This window comes from Nonomuraea pusilla, assembly GCF_900109355.1.
In the GTDB taxonomy this organism is placed as follows: domain Bacteria; phylum Actinomycetota; class Actinomycetes; order Streptosporangiales; family Streptosporangiaceae; genus Nonomuraea; species Nonomuraea pusilla.
The window spans coordinates 352927-374923 of the sequence record NZ_FOBF01000001.1 but is presented as its reverse complement, the minus strand read 5'-3'; the positions used below and the strand labels follow the sequence as shown (position 1 = coordinate 374923).

General features: G+C 74.8%; 19 protein-coding genes. 8 read left to right on the top strand and 11 right to left on the bottom strand.

Annotated elements, in window-relative coordinates:
- Positions 1–5: 5 nt before the first annotated feature.
- The gene (rsmI, locus tag BMX74_RS01640) at positions 6–875 is read right to left on the bottom strand and encodes a 16S rRNA (cytidine(1402)-2'-O)-methyltransferase (RefSeq protein ID WP_082535525.1); all 870 of its coding nucleotides are present in this window, start codon (positions 873–875) and stop codon (positions 6–8) included.
- 57 nt (positions 876–932) lie between these two features.
- Between rsmI and BMX74_RS01635 the strand changes: the two genes are divergently transcribed.
- The 4 genes from BMX74_RS01635 to BMX74_RS01620 all read left to right on the top strand — a co-directional run bounded on the left by BMX74_RS01635 (position 933) and on the right by BMX74_RS01620 (position 7499).
- The gene (locus tag BMX74_RS01635; RefSeq protein ID WP_091097742.1) at positions 933–2564 is read left to right on the top strand and encodes a dolichyl-phosphate-mannose--protein mannosyltransferase; all 1632 of its coding nucleotides are present in this window, start codon (positions 933–935) and stop codon (positions 2562–2564) included.
- 113 nt (positions 2565–2677) lie between these two features.
- The gene (locus tag BMX74_RS01630) at positions 2678–3859 is read left to right on the top strand and encodes a hypothetical protein (RefSeq protein ID WP_055508035.1); all 1182 of its coding nucleotides are present in this window, start codon (positions 2678–2680) and stop codon (positions 3857–3859) included.
- Positions 3860–3981: 122 nt separating this feature from the next.
- The gene (locus BMX74_RS01625) at positions 3982–4899 is read left to right on the top strand and encodes a zinc metalloprotease (RefSeq protein WP_055508033.1); all 918 of its coding nucleotides are present in this window, start codon (positions 3982–3984) and stop codon (positions 4897–4899) included.
- A 323-nt stretch (positions 4900–5222) separates the two neighbouring features.
- Entirely contained in the window at positions 5223–7499 is a 2277-nt protein-coding gene (locus BMX74_RS01620) for a hypothetical protein (RefSeq protein WP_091097740.1), read from the top strand.
- 172 nt (positions 7500–7671) lie between these two features.
- On the opposite strand, the gene BMX74_RS01615 is transcribed toward BMX74_RS01620, so the two are convergent.
- The 5 genes from BMX74_RS01615 to BMX74_RS01595 all read right to left on the bottom strand — a co-directional run bounded on the left by BMX74_RS01615 (position 7672) and on the right by BMX74_RS01595 (position 11807).
- Positions 7672–8013 (bottom strand): hypothetical protein, encoded by a 342-nt coding sequence (locus BMX74_RS01615; protein WP_091097738.1) that lies wholly within the window; start codon positions 8011–8013, stop codon positions 7672–7674.
- 64 nt (positions 8014–8077) lie between these two features.
- Complete coding sequence (locus BMX74_RS01610) at positions 8078–8695, bottom strand: GrpB family protein (RefSeq protein WP_091097736.1); 618 nt, start codon at positions 8693–8695, stop codon at positions 8078–8080.
- Positions 8696–8705: 10 nt separating this feature from the next.
- Complete coding sequence (locus tag BMX74_RS01605; protein ID WP_091097733.1) at positions 8706–9716, bottom strand: RDD family protein; 1011 nt, start codon at positions 9714–9716, stop codon at positions 8706–8708.
- 64 nt (positions 9717–9780) lie between these two features.
- Positions 9781–10446: a response regulator gene (locus tag BMX74_RS01600; protein WP_055508026.1), complete on the bottom strand. Its 666-nt coding sequence runs from the start codon at positions 10444–10446 to the stop codon at positions 9781–9783.
- Complete coding sequence (locus tag BMX74_RS01595; RefSeq protein WP_177227153.1) at positions 10443–11807, bottom strand: sensor histidine kinase; 1365 nt, start codon at positions 11805–11807, stop codon at positions 10443–10445. Before BMX74_RS01595 ends, BMX74_RS01600 begins: the two co-directional genes overlap by 4 nt.
- 136 nt (positions 11808–11943) lie before the next feature.
- Between BMX74_RS01595 and BMX74_RS01590 the strand changes: the two genes are divergently transcribed.
- From BMX74_RS01590 to BMX74_RS01575, 4 genes are all read left to right on the top strand, one after another.
- Positions 11944–12915 carry an ATP-binding cassette domain-containing protein gene (locus BMX74_RS01590; RefSeq protein WP_055508021.1) on the top strand — a complete coding sequence of 324 codons (972 nt, stop codon included), beginning with the start codon at positions 11944–11946 and terminating at the stop codon, positions 12913–12915.
- Positions 12912–14453: a DUF1349 domain-containing protein gene (locus BMX74_RS01585; RefSeq protein ID WP_091097729.1), complete on the top strand. Its 1542-nt coding sequence runs from the start codon at positions 12912–12914 to the stop codon at positions 14451–14453. The genes BMX74_RS01590 and BMX74_RS01585 overlap by 4 nt, the downstream gene beginning before the upstream one ends.
- Positions 14450–15259, top strand: coding sequence for an ABC transporter permease subunit (locus BMX74_RS01580; protein WP_256256725.1), 810 nt, complete (start codon positions 14450–14452; stop codon positions 15257–15259). The genes BMX74_RS01585 and BMX74_RS01580 overlap by 4 nt, the downstream gene beginning before the upstream one ends.
- Before the next feature lie 88 nt (positions 15260–15347).
- Positions 15348–15944 (top strand): TetR/AcrR family transcriptional regulator, encoded by a 597-nt coding sequence (locus tag BMX74_RS01575; RefSeq protein ID WP_055508017.1) that lies wholly within the window; start codon positions 15348–15350, stop codon positions 15942–15944.
- Positions 15945–15951: 7 nt separating this feature from the next.
- Here BMX74_RS01575 and BMX74_RS01570 read toward each other — a convergent pair whose 3' ends face one another.
- The 5 genes from BMX74_RS01570 to BMX74_RS01550 all read right to left on the bottom strand — a co-directional run bounded on the left by BMX74_RS01570 (position 15952) and on the right by BMX74_RS01550 (position 21969).
- Entirely contained in the window at positions 15952–16953 is a 1002-nt protein-coding gene (locus tag BMX74_RS01570; RefSeq protein ID WP_256256724.1) for an agmatine deiminase family protein, read from the bottom strand.
- A 14-nt stretch (positions 16954–16967) separates the two neighbouring features.
- Positions 16968–18611, bottom strand: a complete 1644-nt coding sequence (locus BMX74_RS01565; protein WP_055508014.1) for an urease subunit alpha — start codon at positions 18609–18611, stop codon at positions 16968–16970.
- Positions 18612–18666: 55 nt separating this feature from the next.
- Positions 18667–19344 carry an urease subunit gamma gene (gene ureA / locus BMX74_RS01560; RefSeq protein WP_055508012.1) on the bottom strand — a complete coding sequence of 226 codons (678 nt, stop codon included), beginning with the start codon at positions 19342–19344 and terminating at the stop codon, positions 18667–18669.
- 129 nt (positions 19345–19473) lie between these two features.
- Positions 19474–20589, bottom strand: a complete 1116-nt coding sequence (locus BMX74_RS01555; RefSeq protein ID WP_143078522.1) for an SMI1/KNR4 family protein — start codon at positions 20587–20589, stop codon at positions 19474–19476.
- Positions 20590–20652: 63 nt separating this feature from the next.
- Positions 20653–21969: a serine/threonine-protein kinase gene (locus BMX74_RS01550; protein WP_091097725.1), complete on the bottom strand. Its 1317-nt coding sequence runs from the start codon at positions 21967–21969 to the stop codon at positions 20653–20655.
- Positions 21970–21997: the final 28 nt, after the last annotated feature.

Here is a 21997-nt window from a genome sequence, read left to right as displayed (position 1 = left end):
GCACCCTACGCGGTCGAGGGCCCCCTGTGAACCGCGTCGTACAGCTCCCGCTTGGGCACGCCGGCGGCCTTGGCGACGTCGGCGATGGCCGTCTTGCGCGGCACTCCCGTGGCCGTCCTGCGCTCCACCTCCGCGACCAGGTCGTCCATGTCGGGGACCACGTCGCCCGGGGCGAACCCGGCGACGACGAGGGTGATCTCGCCCTTGACGCCCTGCGCGGCCCACGCGGCCAGCTCGCCGAGCCCGCCGCGCCGCACCTCCTCGTACGTCTTGGTCAGCTCGCGGCAGACGGCGGCAGGGCGGGCGGGCCCGAACGCCTCCGCCATGGCCTCCAGCGTGTCGGCCAGCCGGTGCGGCGCCTCGAAGAACACCATCGTCCGCTCCTCGGCGGTCAGCGACTCGAGGCGTCGGGCGCGCTCGCCCGGCTTGCGCGGCGGGAAGCCCTCGAAGCAGAACCTGTCGCTCGGCAGGCCGGACACCGCGAGCGCGGTGGTGACGGCGCTCGGCCCCGGCAGCGCGGTGACGCGCACGCCCGCCTCGACGGCGAGCCTGGTGAGGCGGTAGCCGGGGTCGGAGACGCCCGGCATGCCGGCGTCGGTGATCACGACCACGGTGCGGCCCTCGCGCAGCGTCTCGACGAGCTCCTGCGCGCGTCCCGCCTCGTTGGCGTCGTAGTACGACACCACCCGGCCGGGGATCTCCACCCCGAGTTCCGCGGCCAGCCGGCGCAGCCGCCGGGTGTCCTCGGCGGCCACCACGTCGGCGCTCGCGAGCGCGTCGCGCAGCCGGGGCGACACGTCGCCCGCCTGGCCTATGGGGGCTCCTGCCAGCACCAACCTGCCGTCTCCAGTCACCTGACCATTGTGGCAGGGCATACCGATTAGACCGTGTTTCTTGGGTAAGCACCGGCTTGAGCCCCGTACGATGTCCGAATGGCGGTGACCGATTCCCCGTACCAGGCATACGACAGTCCGGAGGTCGGCGAGAGCAACCCGCAGGCCCGGTCCGTACGCGATCGGATGATCCCGCCCATGCGCGGCAGCGTCCTGTGGGGCTGGGTCGGCCCGCTGCTCGTCACCGTCCTCGGCGGCGTGCTGCGCTTCATGAACCTCGGGCACCCGAAGGCGGTGGTGTTCGACGAGACGTACTACATGAAGGACGCCTACTCGCTGATCACCTGGGGCGTGGAGCGGGTCACCGTCAAGGACGCCGACAAGCTGATCATCGCCGGCAAGACGGACATCTGGCAGCACTGCACGCCCGACGACCTGTCCAAGTGCGCCTCGTACGTCGTGCACCCGCCGCTCGGCAAGTGGATGATCGGCGTCGGCGAGTGGATCTTCGGGTTGACGCCGTTCGGCTGGCGGTTCGCCGCCGCGCTCGTCGGCACGCTGTCGATCCTGGTGCTGGCCAGGGTGGCGCGCAGGATGACGCGTTCCACGCTGCTCGGCTGCTTCGCCGGGCTGCTGCTGGCGCTCGACGGCCTGCACTTCGTGCTGTCGCGCACCGCGCTGCTCGACATCTTCCTGATGTTCTGGGTGCTGGCCGCGTTCGCCTGCCTCGTCGTCGACAGGGACCGGGCGCGCGAGCGGCTGGTCCAGTGGTACGAGAGCGCGCCGTACTCGCCGTACGGCCCGGCGCTCGGAGTGCGCTGGTGGCGCTTCGCCGCCGGGCTGTGCCTGGGCGCGGCGATGGCCGTCAAGTGGTCGGGGCTGGCCTGGGCGGTGGGGTTCGCCGTCATGTCGGTGCTGTGGGACTTCGGGGCGCGCCGCGCCGTCGGGCTGCGCCACCCTTACCAGGGGACGTTCGCCAGGGACGTGCCGCAGGCGTTCGGGGCGTTCGTCATCGTGCCGTTCGTCACGTACATGGCGACCTGGACGGGCTGGTTCGCCACGGCCGGCGGCTACGGGCGCAACTGGGGCCAGGCCACCTCGTCCGGCCCGTTCTTCTTCCTCTTCGACTCCGCGCGTTCCTGGGTGCAGTACCAGTGGCAGGTCTTCACCTTCCACAACGGGCTGGAGACCTCGCACCCGTACATGTCGGAGCCCTGGCAGTGGCCGCTGCTGCTGCGTCCCGTCGCCTTCTACTACGAGGGCAGCCAGAACGCCTGCGGGACGCGCGATTGCTCCGCGGCGGTGCTCGGCGTCGGCACCCCCGTGATCTGGTTCGGCGCGGTCGCCGCGCTGATCGCCCTCATCGCCTGGTACGTCTCCTCCCGCGACTGGCGGGCCGGCGCGGTGCTGCTGGGGTACGCGATGGGGTGGCTGCCCTGGTTCCTCTTCGCCATCGCGGAGAACCGGACCATGTTCCTGTTCTACGCCGTGCCGATGGTGCCGTTCATGGTGCTGGCGCTGACGCTGTGCGCGGGCCTGCTCATCGGGCCCGCCAGACCCACGGCTACGGGGGCGATGCCTCTGAGGCGTACGCTGGGTGCGGCAGCCGTCGGAGCGTTCGCGCTCCTGGCGCTGATCAACTTCTGGTGGCTGTACCCGATTCTCACCGCCGAGTTGATCCCGTACACCGAGTGGAAGGCGCGCATGCTCTTCGACAAACGGTGGATCTGACCCAGTAACGTCCGGCTAAAGAGTGGTTTCGTAGGGTAGTCACTGTGCAGGACCCAATACGCACCGGATTCGGTCATCGTCAGCCTCGGGGTCGATACGGCAAACTTCGAGGCATGAGTGCACCGGACGTCACCGCACTTCTCGCCGAATTGGAGCGATCTGAACCGGATCTGGCCGACGAGGCCAGGACCGCAGTCGAGTGGTTGACGGGCGGAGAGCCGCTGGAGACGGTGACCCAGCTCGATGTCTGCGAGTTCCTCTGGTACACCCTGCCGCTGAAGGTGGGCGGCGACCACGAGCGCCTGGCGCGTTCGCTCGGCCGGCTGCTGGAGCTCGGCGGCCTCGGACGGTACGCCGCCCTGTGCGTGTCCCCCACGACGACCCAGATCCTTCGCACGTACGCCCAGGAGGGCGAGGACGCCGGCACCAGCGCCTACCAGCAGGCGCTCGAGGCGACGGGCGTGCTCCCTCCCGACGTGCCCGAGCTGCAGTGGAGCATGATCATGGGGCCGGAGGAGCTGGGCGCGCACATCGCCTGCTCCGCCGCGCTGGAGCTGGCCATCCTGGCCGGCGAGGAGGTCGACAGGGCCGCGCTGACCCGGCGCTGGCTCACCCAGCCGCGCGCCGAGCTGGGCGGCGACACCTGGCTGAACCGCGTCCACGGCGAGCGGCTGAACCGCTGGGTGCTGGGCCGGGGCCCGGTCAGGCGCGAGCTCGCGCAGCCGTTCGAGGTGCGCCTGCACGCCCCCGTCACCCCGCAGGCGCTGCCCGCGCTGCACGGGCTGCTGTCGCTGGCCGCCTCCGAGGGCCTGCCGCTGCGGCTCGCGCCCTCGCCCGAGGCGCTGCGGCTGCGCGAGCTGGCCGAGCGCGAGCTGGGCGCGATCAGCCCCGAGGGCGCCCGGCTGGCCATCACGCCGTACGGCAGGCACCTGCTGGCCTCCCCCGAGGCGCTGTGGGACGCGGTGACGCGCCTGCTGCTGGCCAACGGCGAGCACGAGTTCGAGGTGTCGGCCCGCGAGGCGGCGCTCATGCTGCTGGCCGACGGCACGCTGATGTCGCCGAGGGAGCTGCGCGAGCGCGTGGCGGAGGTGGTCGGCGGCGAGGGCTGGCACCCGGCCACCGGCCTCGACGACGTCGCCGCGCCGGTCGCCGACCTGGTGGCCCAGCTGACCGCGCTCGGGCTGGCGTTCAGCGACGAGCTGGCGGTGCGCATGGCCAGGCGGGGCCAGCTCGCGGCGCTGGCCGCGCTGCGCGCCCACGCCCTGCGACCGAGGAAGTACGTCAACGCCGCCTGAGCCGGGGCGTCACGGGGGGTGATGCGGGGGCCCCGCTCCAGACATCACGGACTGTGATTTCGCGATTACGGAACGGGTATGGTTAGGGCGCCGACTCCCCCCAGCGAAAAGGAAAACGTCCCATGGCAGCGCAGCGCTGTGCGACCATGCCCGTCCACCATCGGCTGCTCGCGAGCAGGCCCGACTACGTCGTCGCCCTGGCGGCGACGGAGAACGCCACGTTCGCCAGGAAGACCGCCCGCATCCCCGCCCGTGAGCAGGTCGTCACAATCCCGGTCGTCGTCCACGTCGTCCACCACACCCCCGAGCAGAACATCGGCCAGGAGCAGATCGACAGCCAGATCGAAGTGCTGAACCGCGACTTCCGCAAGGCCAACCCCGACGCCGCGAAGGTGCCCGACGTCTGGCGCGACCTCGTCGCCGACGCCAGGCTGGAGTTCGCGCTCGCCCGCACCGACCCCGAGGGCCGGGCCACCTCCGGGGTCGTCCGGCGGGAGACCCCGAACACGCACTTCGGCCCCGACGAGGCCGTCAAGTTCAGCGCCAAGGGCGGCTCCGACGCCTGGCCGTCCGACCGCTACCTCAACCTGTGGGTCTGCGAGCTGAAGGACTACCTCGGCTACGCGCAGTTCCCCGGCGGCCCCGCCGAGACCGACGGCGTGGTCATCCAGCACCGCGCGTTCGGCGCCACCGGCACCGCGGCGAAGCCGTACGACCTGGGCCGCACCGCCACGCACGAGATCGGCCACTGGCTCAACCTGCGCCACATCTGGGGCGACGACGGCGACGGCTGTTCCGGCACCGACTTCGTCGACGACACGCCCAACCAGTCCGGCTACAACGGGGGCACCCCTACCTTCCCCAAGGTGAGCTGCGACAACGCCCCCAACGGCGACATGTTCATGAACTACATGGACTACGTCGTCGACGCCGCGATGTACATGTTCACCAAGGGCCAGGTCGAACGCATGGACGCCGCCCTGGCCGGGCCCCGGCGCTCGTTCCTGCCGCAGGAGCTGGGCAGGGCCCTCACGGTCTGACGACGCCGGGAGGCACGCGGGCCGGGAGGCACACGGGCGGGCCCGGCGGGCGCCTCCGGCGGCCGCTCCGCCCCTGGACCCGCCCCGTCTGTGAGGCCGCCCCCTCTGAGGCGGCTTCGCCTCTGAGGCCGCTAAAGCCTCGGCAAGAGCCTGGTAGCCGCAGGGGGGAAGGCCGCGACCGGCCGTCCCCCCGCGAACAACGATGGTCCGAGCCCCGGGAGCCGTCGGGGCCGGGTCTTCACCCGGAACCCGCTCGAACGTGGCGCTCAGCACCGAGGGGACGACATCGAGCGGACAACAAGGGGACAACGAGGGGACAACGCATGACCACGGCCATCGCCCAGGGCGCCGAGACGTCGGGGGACGAGCAGCCGGCCGGGGAGCGGTCCGCGCGGCGCCTGCTGCGCCTGCTGCCCGGCGCCGTCGCCGCGCTGGTGACCGTCGCCGCCCTGCTCGCCCACGGCACGCCGGGCCGTGACGTCGCGCTGTTCGCCGCGTACGTCGCCCTCGCGCTGACCCTGCCGGGCGCCCTGCTGTGGCGGGCGCTCACCCGGCTGCGCCTGCCCGTCGCCGTCGACCTGGCCGCGGGCACCGCGGTGGGGTACGCGCTGGAGTGCTTCACCTACATGGCGGCCCGGGCGGCCGGGCAGCCGCGCCTGGCCGTGCTCGGGCCCGCGCTGACCGTCGTCGCCTTCGCCGCCGTGCCGCGGCTGCGCCGCCACTGGCGCTCCGGCCACAGGCCGCGCGTCCCGCTCCCGCACGGGCTGGCGATCGCCGCGGGCTTCTGCTTCCTCGTCGTGTCGAGCGCCCTGACGGTCTTCCGCGGGCACGGCCTGACCCCGCCCGCGAACCTGGGGCCGTACGTGGACATGCCGTTCCACCTCGCGCTGGTGGGCGAGCTGAGGCACCACATGCCGCCCACGATCCCCGAGGTCGCGGGCCAGCCGCTGTCGTACCACTGGTTCGTCTACAGCGACATGGCCGCCGCGAGCTGGGCCACCGGCATCGAACCCGAGACGCTGCTGTACCGGCTGTCGGTGCTGCCCATGCTGGCGGTCTTCACCGTGCTGGTGCCCGCGGTGGGCCACCTGGTCACCCGGTCGTGGACGGCCGGGGCGCTGGCGCTGGCCGCCACGTACCTGCTCGCCCCGCCCGACCCGTACGCGTGGTCGCCGGGGGCGTTCGCGTTCGGCCCGCCCACCCCCGCCCTCGCCTGGCTGAGCCCCACCCAGACGTTCGGCGCCGCCGTCTTCTCCGCCCTCGCCGTGCTGGTCGCCGTCCTGCTGCGCGACGGCGGCAGGCGGCTGCTCGTGCCGGTGGCGCTGCTGCTCGCGCTGGTGGCGGGGGCGAAGGCGACGTACCTGCCGCTGCTGCTCGCGGGCGTCTGCCTGCTCGCCGCCGTCGACTGGCTGCGGACCCGCCGCGTCGACCGCGACCTGCTGCTGCTGGGCGGCCTCACGCTCGCCACGCTGGCGTTCGCGCAGTTCGTCCTGTTCGGCGGGGCGGCGCAGGGCGTGCGGGTGTGGCCGCTCTTCACCGCGATCAAGATGGCGGCGAGGTGGCCGACGCGGGCCGCGATCGATGGGCTGCCGTGGGCGGCGGCGGGCGTCTGCGCCGCCTTCCTGCTGGCGTGGGCGGCGATCTGGGCGGGGGCGTTCGGGCCGAGACGGCGTCCCGGTTCCGGGCCTGACCGGGCGCTGACCCTGTTCCTCGGCGTCGGGCTCGCGTCGCTGGGCGTCGTCCTGCTCCTGGGGCAGCCGGGGCTCGGCCAGCTCTACTTCCTCACCGCCGCCCGCCCGTACCTGTGGATCGTCGCCGTCGCCGGCCTGGTGGCGGCGCTGCGCCCGGCTCCCCCGCGGCTGCGGCCCGTCCTCGCCGTCGCGGCGGGCGCGGCGGGGGCGGGGGTGCTGGCGCTGGTGAGGGCGGCCGGCGACCCGGCGCCCCCGCGGCTCGACGCGCCGGGCGGGGCGGGGTTCGGGTGGGCGTTCGTGCTGCCGTTCGTCCCGCTCGCGCTGCTCACGGGCGGGCTCGCGCTCGCGCTCGCGCTGCGGCGGGTGCCGTGGCGGCGGGCGGCGCTGCTGTGGCTGGTCACCGGGCTGTCCGTGCCGTCGGCCATCGCCACGGTACGCGCCGACCTCACTCCGGCCGGACTCCGCCCTCAGGAGATCCCAGCGGAGGGCGTCGCGGCCATGCGCTGGCTGCGCGCCCACAGCGACCCCGCCGACCTGGTCGCCACCAACGCGCACTGCCGGCCTGGGGCCCGCCGCTGCGACAGCAGGCACTTCTGGATCTCCGCGTACGCCGAGCGGCGCGTCCTGGTGGAGAGCTGGAGCTACACCGCGAGGAACATGGCCGCCCTGGAGGACATCAACCGCCAGCCGATGACCGGGCTGCCCTTCTGGGACGCGGGGCTGCTGGCCGCCAACGACGCCGTCTTCACCGCCCCCACCGAGCGCGACGTCAGCGTGCTGAAGGAGCGTTACGGCGTGCGCTGGCTGGTGGCCGACCGGGGTGCCCGCGTCCGGGTGTCGCCCCGCCTCGACGCCTACGCCGTCCGCCGCTACAGCGACGGCCCCGTCACCGTGTACGAGATCGTCTGACCGGCCACCCGCCACACCCCCGGCCCGGCAGACGTCGGTGACGGCTCAGCGGAGGTCCAGGAAGCGGGCGGCTCGGGAGGCGGGCGGCTCGGGAGGCGGGCGGCTCGGGAGGCGGGCGGCTCGGGAGGCGGGCGGCTCGGGAGGCGGGCGGTTCGGGAGGCGGGTGCCGTCGTCACAGGTCGGGGGTGAGCCGGAGCACCGCCCGGAACGCCGACAGCGACCGCACCTCGACCGAGATGCCGTTGACGCTGCCCACGGAGCCGCGCGACAGGTTCGCCTGCGACACCACGTTCGTCCCGGTGCCGACGACGCGCACCTGCTGCGACGTGAACGAGATGCGCAGGCCGGTCACCCCGAACCTGGGGCTGACCGGGAAGCTCACCGGCCCAGACAGCGTGAGCGAGCACCTGCCGTCGTAGCAGTCGCGCAGGTCGGGGCCGCTCGCGTGGGCGGCCGGGGCGGCGGCGCAGAAGAGGGCGGCGAGCGACAGACGGGCGGCGACGCTGGATGCCATGGTTCTTCCTTCCGTTCGGCGACGCCCTCAGAACCTATCGGGTGACCGGCCGATCACCCAGTGTTCACACCGCGCATTCCCGTGCCGTCACGCCGCCCGGGTGCGGGCACCAGCCGGTGGCGGCGGCCCACGGCTCGGCGACCGCGATCACCAGGTCCACCACCGGGTCCTTGACGTCCGCGTACGTCCCGACATCGGGCACGGCGTCCGCCAGGACGCTCTTGAAGCGCGCGTAGGCGGGCACCGCCTCCGGGTGGGCCGCGAACCAGTCGCGGAACAGCAGGGCAAGCCGCTCGTTCGGGGAGCCGAGCAGCCGGACGTGCAGATTGACCTCGCCGTCCGGGTGCCCGCGCCGCGTCCACAGCCGCTTCACCCACCGCTCGGGGTCGTCGTCCAGCCCGGCGGGCACGTGGTCGTGCCGGTACGGCGAGCGCAGGAACCCGAGCGCGGCCAGCGGCCCGTCGAACGCGCGCTCGGCCTCCTCCAGGTCGGCGACGCTCACCTGCAGGTCGAAGACCGGCTTGGCGGCCATGCCGGGGATCGAGGTGCTGCCGATGTGCTCGACGTGCAGGGCGGCCGCCCCGAGCGCGGCCCGCAGCTCACCGGTCAGGGCACGGCCCCGGGCCCGCCAGGCGGGATCATGGTCGACCAGGACGGGACGGACGGGGATGTCGTTCGGCATCCGCCCAAGTCTAGGCAACCCCGGCCTGCCCGCCGCGGACGGCGTCGCGACGGCCGGCCCGCACCACCCGGCCGCCCGTGAACCGGTCGTGCGCGGCGCGGCCGTCCGGGTCCACGAGCGCGCACAGCCCGTCCAGGAAGAGCCAGATCATGCCGAACCCGGGCATCACCACGAGCACGGGGAAGAGCAGCGCCCGCAGCGCCGCCCGCCGTACGCGCCCGCCGCCTTCAGGGAACGCGACCCGCAGGCCGAGCAGCAGCTTGCCGGGCGTGCGTCCCCGCAGCAGGTGGAATCCCCACGCGTACAGGAACAGCAGGGGCGCCGACAGCGTCGCCCGGACCACGGCCTCGGACGAGGTGTCTCCTGGCTCGGGCAGCAGTCGCTCCCCCAGGTCCAGCCCGGCCCCGTCGAGCCCGAGCGCCTGCGTGGCCAGGGCGAGCACCGTGACGGCGACCAGGTAGTCGAGGGCCAGCGCCGCCGTCCTGCGCCACGCCGCCCCCGGCTCCCCCCGGCCCGCCGGGTGCCCTGCCGGGCGCTCCGGCGCGGACGCGGCGAGCACCAGCAGCGCCGCCACGAGCAGGCACACCTCCCGGATCCCCACGCATTCGAGCACCTGCGCCACCCACACGCCGCTGAAGATCGCCACCGGGCCGCACTCGTCCGGGTGGAAGTAGACCGGGGTGAGCGGGCCTGCCAACGCGGTCAGTGCCAGCCCTCCCGCCAGCCGCCGCCCCGGCGCCGCCTTCCCGGCCACGGACAGGAGCAGGCCCGCGAGGACGGCCACCGCCGGAACGCCCCACGTCACCGCCGTCGCGTGCAGCCGCCCCAGGTCCGCGCGCAGCGCCTCCACCAGCGCCACGGTCTCCGCCCCGCCACGGCACATCGACACGTGGTAGGTGGACGCGCCGTCGAGCTCCGCCGCGAGCCGCCACTGCTCCCAGGTCGGGACGGCGGCGACGGCCGCCGCGGCCGCCCACGCCGCGAGCGGCTGCCAGGGCATCCGTAAGGAGGGGCGCATCATGATCCTTTCGTCGGCGCCCGCTCACCCTAACGGGGCGGTGGCCCGCGGAGAGCCCGCCTCGGGATCAAGGGCGGTCGCGGGAGCCGGGGACCACCAGGCCGCTCTCGTAGGCGGCCACCACGGCCTGGGTCCTGTCACGCAGGCCGAGCTTGTTCAGCACCCGGCTGACGTGCGTCTTGACGGTCTCCTCCGTGACGGTGAGCCGTACGGCGATCTCCGGGTTGGACAGCCCCTCGGCGATGAGCCGCAGCACCTGGGTCTCGCGCGGGGTGAGCGCGGCGAGCGCCGCGGGCGCGGGCCTCGGGCGCAGGCGGGCGAACTCGCCGATCAGGCGGCGTGTGACGGCCGGGGCCAGCAGCGCGTCACCGGCCGCGACCACCCGGACGGCGTCGAACAGCCGCTCGGCGGTGACGTCCTTCAGCAGGAAGCCGCTCGCCCCTGCGCGCAGCGCGTCGTAGACGTACTCGTCGAGGTCGAAGGTGGTCAGGATGAGCACGCGCGGGCCGCCGGCGAGCCGCCTGGTGGCGTCGATGCCGTTCATGACCGGCATGCGGACGTCCATGAGGACGACGTCGGGCGCGAGCTCGCGGCACAGCCGCACGGCCTCGGCGCCGTCGCCCGCCGTGCCGGCGACGGTGAAGTCCGGCTGGGTGCCGAGCAGTTCGGCGAACCCGGTGCGCACCACCGGGTGGTCGTCGGCCACGACGACGCGCACGGCCGCCCCGCTCATCGACGTCCCCCTCCGGCCTCGGCCTGGGGCCGTATCGCGCCCGGGGAGCCTTCGCCGGGGAGCCTGGCCTCGACGAGGAAGCCGCCGCCCGGGGCCGGGCCCGTGCGCAGCTCGCCGCCGGCCGCGGCGGCCCGCTCCCGCATCCCGGTCAGCCCGTGTCCGCCCGCCCCGGCCGTGCCCGTCCCGGCACCCGGTGCAGCCGCATCGGGCCCTGCCGCGCCTGGTCCGGCGGGCGACGGGCCGGGGCCGTTGTCGCGGACGCGCAGCAGCAGCTCCGTCCCCGTGTACCGCAGCTCCACGTCCACGGCGGCGCCCGGCGCGTGGCGGCGCGCGTTGGTCAGGGCCTCCTGCGCGATCCGGTACGCCGCCAGCTCCACCCCCGGGTCCAGCTCCACCGGCGTCCCGCGCAGGACGAGCCTGACCGCCGTCCCGGACGCCTGTCTGGCCTCGTCCACCAGCGCGTCGAGGTCGGCCGGTCGCAGGCCGGGCTGGGGGCGCAGGTCGGCCGCCCCGGCGTCGGCGTCGTCCCGCAGGACGCCGAGCAGCCGCCGCATCTCCGTCAGGGCGGCCCGCGCGGTGTCGCCGATGGCGGACAGCCGCTCCGCGCCCGCCTCCGGCATGCCGGGCGTGGCCAGCCTGGCCGTCTCCGCCTGGACGGCGACCAGGGAGATGTGGTGGGCGACGACGTCGTGCAGCTCCCGGGCGATGCGGGCGCGCTCACCGCGCGCGGTGTGCTCCAGGAGCGCGCCGGCGGCCGCCGCGCGCGCGGCGTCGCTCGCGCGGGCGTCGCCGCGTGCCCGCCAGGCGATGCCGGCCAGGGCGGCGGCCGGGGCGAGGCAGGCGAGCAGCAGCACGACCGGGCGCGGGTCGCCGTACGGGACGGCCGCCTCGGGCGGAGGGAAGCCGCCGGACACCGGCGTGACGAGGTTCTCCCCGCCGGCCTCGGCGAGCGGGGAGAACGGCCCCACGGCCAGGATCGCGAGCAGGGGGAACGGCGCCGAGGCCAGCAGCGCGGGCAGCCGCGGCCCGGTGCGTCCGAGCCGGAATCCGGCGATCAGCTGCGCGCACGCCCCGGCCGCGGTCAGGGTGTGGAAGGCGGCGAACGACAGCACGAGTGTCGCGGAGACGACCACGGCGGCCACGGCGGGCTGGGCGGGCAGGAGCGCCAGGGGCAGCGTCGCGGCCAGGCCGAGCAGCACGAGCGCCAGCAGCCGCGCGGGCCGCTCGGCCGCCGCGCCGTCCACCGGCATCCCGCGCGCGTGCATGGCCGACTCGGCCACCGCCGCCAGCGCCAGCAGACCCGCGACCGCCGTCCAGGCGTGGGGGCTCGCCGCCCCACGCCTGCGCCATTCCCGCACCATGACGGCCATTGTCGCGGCAAGCGGCATCCCGGGCATCCCTCACACGAGGGACGGCCCCTCGCTGGCTCCAGCGACGCCGGAGTTCGCTCGGCTGCGTGACGACCCGCACCGCCCGGCCCGCCTAGCGTTGCCCGGCATGCAAGCAATGATCGAGGTGTCCGGGTTGCGCAAACGCTACGGGCAGACCATGGCGCTGGACGGCATGTCCTTCACGGTGACGCCCGGCCGGGTCACCGGCTTCGTGGGCCCCAACGGGGCGGGCAAGTCCACCACGATGCGGGTGATCCTCGGCCTGGACGCCGCCGACGGGGGCCACGCGCTGGTCGGGGGGCGTCCGTACCGGAGCCTGCGCAGCCCGCTGCGTCACCTCGGCGCGCTGCTGGACGCCGCGGCGCTGCACCCGGGCCGCACCGCGCGCCACCACCTGCTGTGGCTGGCCCACTCCCAGGGGCTGGGCGTGCGGCGGGTGGACGAGGTGATCGAGCTGGTGGGCCTGGCCCCGGTGGCGCGGCGCAGGGCGGGCGGCTTCTCGCTCGGCATGCGCCAGCGGCTCGGCATCGCCGCGGCCCTGCTCGGCGACCCGCCCGCGCTCATGCTGGACGAGCCCGTCAACGGCCTGGACCCGGAGGGCGTCGTCTGGATCCGCGGCCTGCTGCGGTCGCTGGCGGCCGAGGGCCGCGCCGTCCTCGTCTCCAGCCACCTCATGAGCGAGCTCCAGGACACCGCCGACCACCTCGTGGTGGTGGGCCGGGGGCGGGTCGTCGCCGACACGGGGGTGGCCGAGCTGATCGAGGCGGCGTCCGGGGGCCGGGTGAGGCTGCGTACGGCGGAGCCGGCGGCGGCGATGGACGCGCTGGCCCGCGCCGGAGCGGTGGTCGCCGCCACGGGTGCGGGGACGGTCACGGTGTCAGGGCTGGTGTCCGAGCGGGTCGTGGCGGTCCTGGGCGGGAGCGGGGTGCCGTTCTCGGAGGTGGCGGCGCACCGCGCGACGCTGGAGGAGGCGTACATGGAGCTGACGGGCGACAGCGTGGAGTTCCGCGCCGGGCTCCGCGCCTCCGGGTCCTCCCGGTCCTCGGGGTCCTCGGGGTCCTGGGGGGACGGCCGATGAGCGCCGCCGGGTTCGGGCGCGCGCTGCGCGCCGAGTGGACCAAGCTGAGGAGCGTCCGGGCCTGGATGGCGGGGCTCGCCGCCGGGGCGCTGGTCACGGTGCTGCTGGGGCTGCTGTCGGCCGCGGGCAGCCACACGTCGTGCGGCAAGGACGGCGTCGAGGTCGCCTGTCCCGCGCCGCCGGTCGGCCCGGAGGGGCAGGCGGTGAGCGACCGGTTCTACCTGGTCCACCGGGCGTTGCGGGGCGACGGCGCGATCACCGTGCGGGTGACGTCCATGACGGGCAGGATCCGCAGGCCCGACAGCACCCCCGGGGTGCGCAACGAGGTCTCGGGGCTCACCCCGTGGGCCAAGGCAGGCGTGATCGTCAAGGAGAGCACCCGGCAGGGTTCGGCGTACGCGGCCGTCATGGTGACCGCCGAGCACGGCGTGCGGATGCAGCACGACTACGTCCACGACGTGGCCGGGCGGCCGGGGCGGGTGTCGGCGGGGTCGCCGCGCTGGCTGCGGCTGACCCGCTCCGGCGACCGCCTCACCGGGTACGAGTCGGCCGACGGCAGGCAGTGGAGCCGGGTCGGCGCGGTGGAGCTGCCCGGCCTGCCGGGCACGGTGCGGATCGGGCTGTTCGCGGCCTCGCCGGGCGACGTCACGGTCACCAGGGGCGACCTCGGCGGGGCCGCCGTCGCCGCCCGCTTCGCGCAGGCCACCGCGACGTTCGACCACGTCGGCCTGGACGGCGCGGTGGCCGGGCAGAGCGATGACTGGCGGGGTGACGACCTCGGCGTCGATCTCGAGGCCGACGGCACTCCGCACCACCCGGGCGGTTTCACGCGCTCCGGGGACACGTTCACGGTGACCGGCGTGGGCGACATCGGCCCCGGCACCGAGGGCCGCACCGTCGAGAGCACGCTCTCCGGCCTGCCGGCCGGGCTGATCGTGCTGGTCGTGGTGGCCGTCGTGTCCGTCACGTCCGAGTACCGGCGCGGGCTGATCCGCACCAGCCTGGCGGCCGTGCCAGGACGGGGCCGGCTGCTGGCCGCGAAGGCGGCCGTGATCGGCGCGGCGACGTTCGCCGCCGGGCTGGCCGCGGCCGCCGTGTCGGTCGTCGCGGGCACGCGCCTGCTGCGCGGCAACGGCGACGTCGTCCTCCCCGTGAGCACCGCGACCGAGGCGCGCGTGGTCGTGGGCACGGCGGCGCTGGTCGCCGCCTCCGCCGTCCTCGCGCTCGCCCTCGGCGCGCTGCTGCGCCGCGGCGCGGCGGCCGTCACCGCCGCGCTGGCCGTGACCGTGCTCCCGTACCTCCTCGCGACCGCCTCCGTCCTCCCCCTGGACGCGGCGCGCTGGCTGCTGCGGCTCACCCCGGCCGCCGGGTTCGCCGTGGAGCAGAGCGTCCCCGCGTACGCGCACGTCCTCGGCCACTACGCTCCGCAGGCCGGCTACTTCCCCCTCCCGCCCTGGGCGGGCCTCGCGGTCACCTGCGGCTACGCGGCGCTCGCCCTGGGCCTGGCCACCCTCCGCCTGCGCAGGGGCGACGCGTGACCCGGCCGGTTCCCGGGACGGGGACGCGACTGCGCGAGGTGCACGCCGAGTGGACGAAGCTGCGCACCGCGCCGGGCACCCTCTGGACCGTCCTCGCCCTGGTCGCCGTGACGGTCGCCACGAGCGCCGCCGCCTCCGCCCTGGTCTCCTGCCCGTCCTCGGGCTGCGGCCACGACGCCGTCAGGATCGGCCTCGCGGGCGTGCAGGCGGGCCAGGCCGTCACCGCGGTCGCCGCCGTCCTCGCGATCACCGGCGAGTACGGCACCGGGATGATCCGCGCCACGTTCACCGCGATGCCGCGCCGGGGCGCCGTGCTGGCGGCCAAGGCGGTCGTCGTCGCCGGGCTGACCCTGGCCTCGGGAACGGTCGCCGTCCTCGGCTCCCTCCTCGCCGCGCGCCTCGTCCTGCCCCACAGCGGGTTCACCCCGGAACACGGCTTCCCGCCCCTGTCCCTGGCGGACGGCCCCACCCTGCGGGCCGCGGCCGGGTCCGTGCTCTACCTGGCGCTCATCGCGCTGTTCAGCCTCGGCGTCGCCACCGCCGTCCGCGACTCGGCCGCCGCCGCGGGCGTCGTCCTCGGCCTCCTGTACGCGCTCGCGGCCGTGCCGTTCGTGATGGTGCCCGACCCGGACTGGCAGCTGCTGCTCTGGCGGATCTCCCCCATGAACGCGGGCCTGGCCGTGCAGTCCACCGCGAACCTGTCCGCGCTCCCCCTCACCCCGTGGCAGGGCGTCGCCGTCCTCACCGCGTGGACGGCCGCGTCCCTCCTGCTCGCCGCCCTCCTCCTCCGCAGGAGGGACGCCTGACGCGCCCGCCCCGGAGGCCCGAAAGCCGCCCGGGGCCGGGCGCGGCGAAGATATCCTCCAGGGGTTCCTCTTCTGATGTGGTGGGCGGATGGCTGAGCGGACCAAGACGCAGGAGCGTGGCCGCCGGGCCCGGATCAAGGTGATGGAGGCGGCGCTCGCCGAGGTGGCGGAGCGTCCGGTCGCCGACATCCAGGTCCAGAGGATCGCCGAGCGGGCCGGGATGAGCCCCGCGCGGGTGCTGTACTACTTCGAGTCCCGCGACCGCATCCTCACCGAGACGTTCCGCTGGAGCGAGCGCCGGCTGGCCGAGCGCAGGGCGAGCGAGCTGGGGTCGGTGACCGGCGTCGAGGAGCGGCTGGCCCGCTACGTCGAGCTCTACCTGCCGGTCGACGGCCACGACGTGTCGTGGAAGCTCTGGCTGGAGGCCTGGCTGCGTTCGGTGACGAACGACGAGATGGGCCGCACGGCGGACGAGATCGACAGCGGCTGGATGCGGGACCTCGCGGCGATCGTCGGCGACGGGGCGGCGAGCGGAGTCTTCCGCCCGGTGGCCGTAGAGGAGTTCCTGCCGTGGTTCAACGCGCTGCTGGACGGCCTCGCGGTGCACGTCCTCATCGGGCGGCTGACCAGGGAGCAGGCGGTGCGGACGGCGCTGCGGCACGCCGCCCGCGAACTGCGGCCCTGACCCGGGTTCACAGGGCCGGCTGCTGCTGGGTGATGCAGTGGATGCCGCCGCCGAGCGCGAAGATGTCGCGGGCGTCCACCGACTCGACCGCGCGTCCGGGGAAGAGCCGGGCGAACAGCTCGGCCGTCTCCGCGTCGCGCGGGTCGTCGAAGGAGCAGAGCAGCACCAGCCCGTTGGCCAGGTAGTGGTTGATGTACGAGTAGTCGACCAGCTCGCCGTCCGCCTCCTGCACGGTGGGGGCGGGCAGCTCGACCACCTCCAGCGGGCGGCCCCTCGCGTCGGTGGAGGCGCGCAGGACGTCCAGGTTCTCCTTGGTGACCTCGTGGTCGGGGTGCGCCGGGTCGGGCTGGACGTGGCAGAGCACGAGGCCGGGCCGTACGAACGAGGCCAGCAGGTCGACGTGGCCGTTCGTGCCGTAGCGGCCGTAGTCGGCGGTCAGCCCGCGCGGCAGCCAGACGACCTTCTCCGCGCCGATCAGCCTCCGCAGGTGGGCTTCTGCGTCGGCCTTGGTCCAGCCGGGATTGCGGCGCGGGTCGAGCTGGACGGTCTCGGTGACGATGACGGTGCCCTCGCCGTCCACGTGGATGCCGCCGCCCTCGCCCACCATCCCGGTACGGTGCCGCGGCGCGCCCACGCGGTCGAGGACGAACGCGGCGACCTGGTCGTCCTTCTCGTGCGGCGCCCAGCCCCAGCCGTTGAACGTCCAGTCGACCCCGGCGAGCCGCCCGCCCTCGGAGACGAACGTGGGCCCGTTGTCGCGCATCCAGCAGTCGTCGAGCGGCTGCTCGACCACCTCGACGCGCGGGTCGAGCCAGGCGGCGGCCGACTCCCGCTCCGACGGGTCGACCAGCATCGTGACCGGCTCGTACCTGACGACGGTGTTGGCCACGGCCGACCACGCCCGGTACGACGCCTGCGCCCCTTCCAGCACGTAGCCGCCGACGGGCCACGACATCCAGGTACGGGTGTGCGGCCGCCATTCGGCCGGCATGAACAGCGATGTGGACAAGGTGGGATCGCTCCTCAGAGGAAGTAGAGGCGGTTGAGCGAGACGGAGTCGGCCGGGCCGGACTCGACGGGTTCGCCGTCGAGCGTGACCAGGCCGCGCCGATCGACCTCGACCCGCCCGGTCCTGGCGTTGCGCACCATCGAGGCGGGCCCGATGCCGCGGGTGCCGCGTACGCCGACGCGCCGCCTGCGGGTGGGCAGCCGGTCGCCGGACGCGGCCGCCCCCGCCACGAACGCCACCGACAGGTCGGCGGCGGTCGCGCCGTGCGCGCCGAACTGCGGGCCGAGCACCAGCGGCTCGCAGGTGTCGGTGGAGGCGTTGGGGTCGCCCGTCACCCCGTACGCGGGGAAGCCGGCCTTCAGCACGAGCTGCGGCTTGGCCCCGAACCAGGCCGGCTGCCACAGCACGACGTCGGCCAGCTTGCCTGCCTGCAGCGTGCCGACCTCGTGGGACAGGCCGTGCGCGATGGCGGGGTTGACCGTGAGCTTGGCCAGGTAGCGCAGCACCCGCTCGTTGTCGTGCCGGTCGGGGGCGCCGCGTTCGAGCTTCATCTTCCCTGCCATGGCGAACGTGCGCCTGACGGTCTCCCCGGCACGGCCCATGCCCTGGGCGTCGGAGGAGGTGATGCCGATGACGCCCAGGTCGTGCAGGACGTCCTCGGCGCCCATGGTGCCGGCCCTGATCCGGTCGTGGGCCAGCGCGGCGTCGCCTGGCAGTTCGGGCTTGAGCCCGTGCACCGAGACGATCATGCCGTGGTGCTCGGCGACGGCGTCCCTGCCGAACGGCAGCGTCGGGTTGGTGGAGGAGCCGATCACGTTCGGCACCCCGGCCAGCCTGAGCACGTCGGGGACGTGCCCGCCGCCGCAGCCCTCGATGTGGAACGCGTGGATGGTCCTGCCGGACAGCACGGCCAGCGTGTCCTCCACCGACAGGCACTCGTTGAGCCCGTCGGTGTGCAGCGCCACCTGGACGTCGTACTCCTCGGCGACGGTCAGCGCGGTGTCGAGGGCGCGGGTGTGCGCGCCCATGTCCTCGTGCACCTTGAACCCGGACGCGCCGCCCTCCACCAGGGCCTCGACGAGCGGCGCCGGGTGCGAGGACGAGCCGCGGGCCAGGAAGCCGATGTTGACCGGCCAGGCGTCGAAGGCGTTGAACGCGTGCCGCAGCGCCCAGGGCGAGTTCACGCCGACGCCCCAGACCGGCCCGAACTCCTGGCCGATGATCGTCGTCACGCCGGAGGCGAGCGACGCCTCCATGATGCGCGGCGACAGCAGGTGGACGTGCGTGTCGATCGCGCCGGGCGTCGCGATGAGCCCTTCGCCGGACACGATGGTGGTGCCCGTGCCGACGACGACGTCCACGCCGTCGAGGGTGTCGGGGTTGCCGGCGCGGCCGATCGCGTGGATGCGGCCCTCGCGCACGCCGATCGACGCACTGCGCACCCCGAGGACGGGGTCGAGGATCAGCACGTTGCTGATCACCAGGTCGCAGGTCTCCCTGACGGAGGCGGCCTTGAGGTGCAGGCCGTCCCTGGCGGTCTTCCCGAAGCCGGCGAGGAACTCCTCGCCGGGCTGCTGCGAGTCGTGCTCGACCTCGACGACCAGGCCGGAGTCCCCCAGCCGTACGCGGTCGCCCCTGCGGTAGCCGTACGTGCTCATCGCGTCTCCCCGTAACCGTCCGCGCTCGTCAGGCGCCTGTGGCGGTTCGCGCTCATCAGGCCCCCAGGTAGCCGCAGGCCCGCGCCCGCTCCATCGCCGTCTCGAACGCGCCGGGGGCGTCGAGCGGGCCGTCCACCAGCCCGGCGAACCCGATCATCACGCGGGCGCCGCCGATGGCGACCAGCGGGACCGTGCGGCGCGCCCCCGGGTCGAACCTGACCGTCGAGCCGGCGGGCACCGCGAGGCGGCGCCCGTAGGCGGCGGCGCGGTCGAAGCTCAGCCGGGGGTTCACCTCGAAGAAGTGGAAGTGGGAGGTCACGCTGACGGGGACCGTCGCGGTGTTCACCACCTCGACCTCGACGGTCTCCACCGGCTCCTCCTGGGGCGGGGCGGCCAGGACGGCGCCCGGCGCGTCGGGGCCCAGCGAGCCGCCGCCGAACGGGTCGGTGACGACCGCGAGCCGGCTGCCGTCGTCGAAGACGGCCTCGACCTGGACCTCCGTCACGATGTCGGGGACGCCTGGCAGCACGTCGCCGGGGCCGAGCACGCGGCGGGCCGCCTCGATCGCGTCGGCCAGCCGGGCGCCGTCGCGGGCCGCCTCGCAGACGGCGTCCGCGATGAGCGCGGTGGCCTCGGGCACGTTGAGCCGCAGGCCCCTGGCGCGGCGGGAGCGGGCGAGCTCGGCCGCCGTGAACAGCAGCAGCCGGTCCCGCTCTGTGGGAGTGAGCCGCACGTCGTCCTCCGGGGTGAGCTGGGCGGCAGTAGAACTTGAATTGTAGTCAAATTTCGCTTCCGCGCCATGCCCTGTCGTGCGGCCGTCGCGCCTGGTCAGCGATGGGTCCCCGGCGGTGCGCCACCCGGCTCAGACGAGCCGCCATTCGAGGACGCCCGCCACCGCCTCGGGTTTCCAGTAGCCGACCGTGCCGCCGTTCTCCATGGCGTCGGCGGTGGCCTTCAGCAGCGCGTAGTACGACCGCAACGGCATGCCGCCGACGTCGAAGCTCATGCCGCCCTCGACGTCGGTCTCGCCGATGTCACGCACCACGGAGTCGATCACCAGGCGATCACCCCCCTCGTACGCGGCGAACGGGATCATCCGTCCGTCCCACCGGTCGCCCCGCGGGTCGGCGTGCGGTCCCGTGCCCTCGTCCGCGTCGAGCCCGCACTGCTCCCGCCAGGTGTCACGGATCTCCCTGACGCTCATGGCCGAGGCGCCCAGGAAGCCGAACCCCCAGACTCTCGCCCGGTCAAGGCCGCCGTCGTGCCTCAGGAGCGAGGCGCGCAGGTCGTCGGGGAAGCGCACGCCCATCTGCGCCTCCGCCACCGCGATCGTCCCCGGCCGCCCCGGCCTGCCGAGCGTGCGGTAGCTCCTGGGGGCGTGGGCCCTCAGCCACGTCTCGATGCGCCGCCACTGCCGGTTCACCGCCCGGGTCACCTTCGGGTTGACGGCGCGTACGCGGGGGACCGCGCGCGGGGGGTCGCAGTCGGCGTCGGGGGTCGGCGGCGCCGGGGGCTCCTCCCTCTGCAGGTGAAGGGTCCTCGGGTCCGACGACACGGAGGTCGCCTGCTTGAACGGCTCCTCGGCGAAGACCGCGGACTCCAGCAGCTGGCCGGCCACGGCCAGCACGAGCAGCGCGAGCCCGGCGACGCCCACGCGGGTCAGGCGGCGGCGCCCGGCCCCGTCCAGGGGCTCCCTCGGCCCGCCGCCCTGGCTGAGCCTCCGCGAGGCGGGACGGCCGAAGGGGGACGGCCTGGGGACGTAACGCTCCAGTTCCTCGGCGGTGGGGACGCCGAGCACCGGCGCGGGAGGCCACGGGGCAGCCTCAGGCGTCGGGGCGGGCGCCGAGGCGTCGTCCTGAGGCGCGCGAGGCAGCCCCGCGGGACGCCGGCGGGCCCGTACGATCACCAGGACCGCCGCCACCACCCCGGCCGCCGCCAGCGCGAGCCACAGGCCGCGCGAGGTGATCAATCGCCGCACGTCCGGCAGAGTACCGGGAATCCCCCCAACAGTGGTCAAGAACCGCCCGACTCGGGCAGGCGGTCAGCACATCGACGGGATGCAGGTGTAGGGGTTCTCCATCGGGGTGGGGTTGTAGTACGTGGGCGGGTTGTAGGTGGGGAAGGGCGGGGCGGTGGTCGCGGGAGGCTGCGACGTCGGCTCCGGGGGCGGGGCGGGCTCGTCGGAGGTGCGGCCGTCGTCGGGCCGCTCGCCCATCGGGCTGCTCACCCGGTCGGCCGTACGGGTCGGCCTGCCCACCGGCGCCGACTTCTTGGCGCCCGGCGTCCTGCCCGCCTGCGGGGGCGGTGTGCGACGCTGCCCGGTGGCGCCGGCCGACGGCGTGGCGGCGTGGGACGCGGGGTGCGCCGTGGTGGACCGGACCGCCGGCTGGGACGTCGTCGCCTCGCCCTCGGCGGGCGAGCCCACCGGCGGGCCGCCCGCCCCGAACAGCACGCCTCCGGCGACGAGCAGCACCGCCGCCATGCACCCCAGCACCGCCGCGAGCACCGTACGCCGCCGCCGCGCGGGAGAAGCCGCGGAAGGCGGGGCGGACGAGGAGAACGAGGTCAGCCGGGCGACCAGCTCGTCGGCGCTCGGCCGTCTGGACGGGTCCTTCGACAGGCTGGCGACGACGAGGCCGCGCAGGGGCTCGTCCAGCCCGGAGATCTCCGGCTCCTTGTTGATGATGCGGTTGATCACCGCCGGGGTGGAGTCGGCGCCGAACGCGGGCCGGCCCGAGGCGGCGAACACCATCGTGACGCCCCAGGCGAAGATGTCGGCCGCCGCCGTCACGGGCTCCCCGCCGAGCTGCTCGGGCGCCATGTACGACGGGGTCCCCATGAGCGGCCCGGTGGAGGCCGTACCCGGCGTGTCGAGCGCGCGGGCGATGCCGAAGTCGATCACGACCGGGCCCTCGGGCCCCATCAGGATGTTGCCGGGTTTGAAGTCGCGGTGCAGGACGCCCGCGCGGTGGATGGCGGCCAGCGCCGTGGCGGTGCTGACGGCGAGCCGGTCGAGCGCGGCTCCGCGCCGCGGCCCCTCGGCGGCGACGAGGTCGCGCAGCGAGGGGCCGGGCACGTACTCGCTGACGAGGTAGGCGCGCCGGCCGTCGAGGTCGGCGTCGAGCACGGGCGCGGTGGAGAACCTGGCGACGCGCCTGGCGAGCTCCACCTCGCGCAGGAACCGCCTCCTCGCGTCGGGGTCGGCCAGCAGCCCGTGGTGGAGGAGCTTGACGGCGACCCGCGCACCGGACTCGGTGCGCCCCAGGTAGACGACGCCTTGGCCGCCTTCCCCGAGACGGGCGGCGAGCTCGTACGGGCCCAGCCGCAGCGGATCGCCCTCCACCAACGGCTCGTCCATGCCGCCCCCAGAATCGGCAACAGTCGGC